The sequence below is a fragment of the Streptomyces durbertensis genome, assembly GCF_014156695.1.
In the GTDB taxonomy this organism is placed as follows: Bacteria; Actinomycetota; Actinomycetes; order Streptomycetales; family Streptomycetaceae; genus Streptomyces; species Streptomyces durbertensis.
The window spans coordinates 1-4,470 of the sequence record NZ_WMLF01000442.1 but is presented as its reverse complement, the minus strand read 5'-3'; the positions used below and the strand labels follow the sequence as shown (position 1 = coordinate 4,470).

General features: G+C 71.7%; 3 protein-coding genes. 1 reads left to right on the top strand and 2 read right to left on the bottom strand.

Annotated features, from left to right (window positions below):
• Positions 1-869 (top strand): isocitrate lyase/PEP mutase family protein (locus tag GL263_RS22255; protein ID WP_438947992.1); only part of this gene is annotated, 869 nt, incomplete at its 5' end.
• A gap of 569 nt (positions 870-1,438) precedes the next feature.
• On the opposite strand, the gene GL263_RS22250 is transcribed toward GL263_RS22255, so the two are convergent.
• Both GL263_RS22250 and GL263_RS22245 read right to left on the bottom strand, forming a co-directional pair.
• Positions 1,439-1,939, bottom strand: coding sequence for a hypothetical protein (locus tag GL263_RS22250; protein ID WP_182857525.1), 501 nt, complete (start codon positions 1,937-1,939; stop codon positions 1,439-1,441).
• Between the two features lie 250 nt (positions 1,940-2,189).
• A partial coding sequence (locus GL263_RS22245) for a chitinase C-terminal domain-containing protein (protein WP_182857524.1) occupies positions 2,190-4,470 on the bottom strand: 2,281 nt, incomplete at its 5' end.

Sequence of the window (4,470 nt, the reverse complement as noted above, 5' to 3'; positions counted from 1 at the left end):
CTCCACGGGAGGGTACGGACATGGGACTGGGCACGGCAGAACTGCGGCGTCGCGGCGAGGTCTTCCGCGAGCTGCACCGGAACCCGGGAGCCCCGGGGGCTTTTGTCATGGCGAACGCCTGGGACGCGGGCACGGCCCGGCTGCTCGCGGACGCCGGTTTCCCGGCGTTGGCGACGTCGAGCGCCGCCGTCGCGCAGTCGCTCGGCCTCGCGGACGGACGCGGCCTGGTCACCCGCGAGGAGGCGCTGGCGAACGCCGCGACCGTCGTCGACGCCACCGGGCTGCCCGTCTCCGGCGACCTGGAGGACGGCTACGGCCGCACCCCGGGCGAGGTCGCCGAGACGATCCGGCTCGCGGCGCGGGCCGGGCTCGTCGGCGCCTCCGTCGAGGACTCGACCGCCGATCCGGCCGCGCCGATCCGCCCGGTCGCGGAGGCCGCCGAGCGGGTCCGGGCCGCGGCGGAGGCGGCGGCCGCGCTGGACTTCCCCTTCACCCTCACCGCCCGCGCGGAGAACTTCCTGCACGGCCGGCCCGACCTCGACGACACGGTCGAGCGGCTCCGGGCGTACGCGGCGGCGGGAGCCGACGTCCTCTTCGCCCCCGGACTGCCGGACGCGGAGGCGATACGCCGGGTGTGCGAGGCCGTCGACCGGCCGGTGAACGTGCTGCCGGCCAGCGCCCGGCAGCCGCTGACGCTGCCGGAGCTGGCCGCGTGCGGCGTCCGCCGGGTCAGTCTGGGGTCGACGCTGGCCCGGGCGGCGCTGGGCGCGGTACTGGACGGCGTCCGGGAGATCACCGAGGGGGGCACGTTCGGCTTCGCCGCCCGGGCCCCGAGGGATGCCAACGCGTTGTTCGCGCAGAAGCGCTGACGGGGTGTCCGGCAGTCAGGGCGCCGTCCGGTGGTGGCGGCGGGGGGCCTGAACCCCGCCGCCACACGGGCGCCGCCGGCGCCGCTCACGGTGCCCGTCGCGCCTCGGCCGGACGTCGCCGCCCGACCGACCGTCGTTCGGCCGCGCTCACCGCCCGCCCCGCCCGCCGACCGCCTCGCGGGTATGCCGGAGGGTGGGGTGGACGAGGACGCGGACCGCCGGCCGCCGCCGGAGTATCAGACCCTTTCCCCCTGCGCCGGCCTCTCACCCGCCGGTGCCGCGGACCGGGACGATCTGTCGTGTACGCGCCACTTGGAGCGGTGAGTTGCCCGTTTGGCGCGGGTCAGGCGGGCCGTCCGAGCAGGGACGGCGGCGCCGAGGGCGGCCGCGGACGCCGGCAGGTGGGGATCATGTGCTCCTCGCGGGGCCGGGCGCCGGAACGGCGACGACGGGAGGCACCACGCTAGAAGGCCGGCCGGGGAGACTCAAGGTCCTGGCGGTCACCGCGATTGGTCGCACCAATGGCGGTGTCGGCGTGCGGCCCGGGCGGGCCGCACGCCGACCGGAGGTCACTTGCGGCCGGACTGCTTGTACGGGTTGACGTCGCAGCTGACCTTCGGGTTCGTGGCGTTGAAGACGCCCTTGGGGTTCTTCTTCCAGATCCAGGCGTGGAGCGTGTAGAAGGGGAGGCCGTTCGGCGGGTCGAAGTCCTGGCCGAAGAGGGTGGCGGCGGTCTGCGAGGCGTACTCGACGGCGACGAGCTTCAGGCCGCCGTTCGGCGTCGGCGCGTAGACGAGCACGTTCGGCTCGGTCGGTTTGAGCTCGCTCTGGTCGGCGGCGATGGACTTGGCGAAGTGGAAGCCCATGCCCTCCACGCAGGGCGAGGCGAGCTCGTAGCCTTCGGCCTGGGCCTCCCAGACGCTGTGGAAGCGGGCCGTGGCGTCCCGCACCTCCTGCAGCTCGGGCGGGAGCTTGTCGCCGCCCGGGCCGCCGCCCGCCAGGGCGGTGCCGCCCGGGGCGAGGGTCGCCGCGACCAGCGCGCTGAGGACCACCAGGGACTTTCTGCGCATGTCTTTCTCCATGGGGAGGGAAGGGAGTGTTCGATTCGTACGGTAAGCACACGATCACTCTTGGCGCCCGCGCTCACGCGCCGGTCTCACCCGAGCGGCCCGACGAAAACCCTCCCCCGACTCCACGACGCGCGCGTCCCGCGCTGACGAAAAACGCCGGCGCCGTGCACTCCCCCTGTTCGGGGGCGCGCACGGCGCCGGAGGCCCTGCTACCGGATGGCTCGGGAACCGGTCAGCTCGGGGTCATGACTCAGCAGGCACCGAGGTCTTCCCAGACTCCCCACTGCCCGGTGGTGCCGGGCTCGTCGTTCTGGGTCCACCACTTGGCCTTCCAGGTGCGGTCGTTCCAGGAGACCTGGTCGCCGCCGTTGTAGACCTTGCCGCGCTCCCAGGCCGGTGCGGTGCACTCGCCGGGCCCGCCGGGCCCACCGCCGTTGTCACCGCCACCGTTGTCACCGCCACCGTTGTCGCCACCGCCGTTGTCGCCACCGCCGGGGGTGCCGGGGGTGGTGCCTCGGGCCAGGTCGGCCGCGATGCCGTACTTCTTGCCGTCCAGCGTCACCGTCCAGTTCGACGGTGTGGAGACCGGCAGGTAGTAGACGAAGTCGAGGCTGACCTCCTCGCCGGGGGCGAGGGACTGCCAGGCCGGGAGCTTCAGCGACACCCGGTGGTAGTCGCCGCGCAGGCCGCCGACGTTGCCGTTGCCGGTGTGGTCGCTGCGGATGATGGTGGTGCCGAAGCCGGACTGGTCCTTGGCGTTGCCGGGGGCCGAGGTCGCGTAGTCGAACTGGAACTCGGTGCCGCCGGGCAGGGTCGTCTGCGTGTTGTTGCGGATGCGCAGCTTGGGGCTGATCGGGTAGTTGCTGTCGCCGAGCGCGAAGTCGGTGAAGCGCACCCCGATGTCCAGGGTCTCGGTGGGCATCTCGATGGTGGCGCGCTTGGCGCCGTACGGCGAGGCGGACTTGAACGCGTCGTACATGATCGTCGTCAGCGTGTCGCCGGGCTCGTACTGGCCCTTCGTCGCGTTCCACGCGTAGTCGCCGGCCAGCTCCCACATCATCGTGCCGCCGATGCCCTGCTCGACGACCCAGTCGGCCTTGGCCCGCACGGACTGCTCGTCCTCGGTGGAGAGGAAGACCTTCTTCTCCGCGTTCCACAGCCACGGCGCGACGAGCGTGCTGTCGTACTTGCGGGCGTAGGTGCCGGTCAGCTTGGTGTCCGCGGGGAACCCGTACTGGGTGACGTAGTCGCCGACGATGCCCTTCTCGAGGTTCTTGGCGTGCCACATCGGGTTGGAGCCCGCCGGGGACTCCTTGCCCTGCGTGTCGAGGTCGTGCCAGAGGTTGTCGATGCCGACGGCTCCGTCACCGCACTTGGTCAGCCCCGAGCCGGCGGGGCAGTTCGTGGCGGAGGAGCGTCCCCAGAGGCCGTTGGTGCCGCCGGTGACGTTCTTCCAGCCGCGGGTGTAGTAGGGCAGGCCGACGTTGATGCGGCCGGCCGGCATCGCGCCACGGAAGTAGCGGTACGCCCAGTCGGTGTTGAGGTAGCCGATGCCGCCGTACTGGGAGGTGGTGTAGACGCCGGCGGCGGCGAGTTCGGCGTCCTTGCCGTCGTCGAACAGTGAGGCGTTCGGGCCGACGAACTCGTTCCAGGCGCCGTGCAGGTCGTAGGACATGATGTTGACGTAGTCGAGGTACTTGGCCGTGTCGTACGTCTCCATGCCGCGCAGCAGGTAGCCGGAGGAGGGCGCGGCGACGGTCAGCAGGTAGTGCTTGCCGTCCTGGGCGCCGGCCCGGTCGAGCTTCTCGCGGAGGGTCTTCATCAGCGCGGAGTAGCCGGCGTTGAGCCCGGCGCGCCGCGGGTTGGCGACGGCCCAGTCCAGCGGGTTGCCGGCGTCCTTCATCGACGTGGCGTACTCGTAGTCGATGTCCAGGCCGTTGAAGCCGTAGTCGCGCAGGAACTTCACGGCGGAGTCGGCGAAGGTGTTGATGCCGGCCTGGTTCACCGAGCCGTTCGCGTTGGTGGCCATGGTGTAGAAGCCGCCGGAGTCGACGCGTTCGCCGTCGGGCCCGAAGTAGCCGCCGGTCTCGGCCCAACCGCCTACGGAGACAAGCGTCTTGACGTGCGGGTGCTGCTTCTTGAACTTGTTGAGCTGGTTGAAGTGGCCCTTGTAGGGGAAGGCCGGGTCCATCTCGGAGCCGGGGACGCCGGGCCAGGTCATGCCGGTGGCCGGGTTGTCGGCGGTGTTCGGGCCGACGGAGATCCGGTTGTCGGAGTCGACGTGCGCGAAGGCGTAGTTGAGGTGGGTGACCTTCTCCCACGGGATGTCGGACGCCAGGTAGGCGTCGCGGCCGTCCTTGCCGGTCCGCCAGCTGGTGAAGTAGCCGATGACACGGCGCTGGTGGTCGGCTCCCATCTTCTCGCGTCCGGCGCTGTCGTAGACGGTGCAGTAGGGGACGTCGACGCCGGGGGTCGCGTAGAGACCGTCCGGGCGACAGGACTCGTGGTCCTCCTGGGCCTGAGCGACTGAC

Bases quoted from the DNA above. Each gene is read 5' to 3' on its own strand.
- GL263_RS22250 (WP_182857525.1), bottom strand. From the start codon at position 1,939: ATGCGCAGAAAGTCCCTGGTGGTCCTCAGCGCGCTGGTCGCGGCGACC.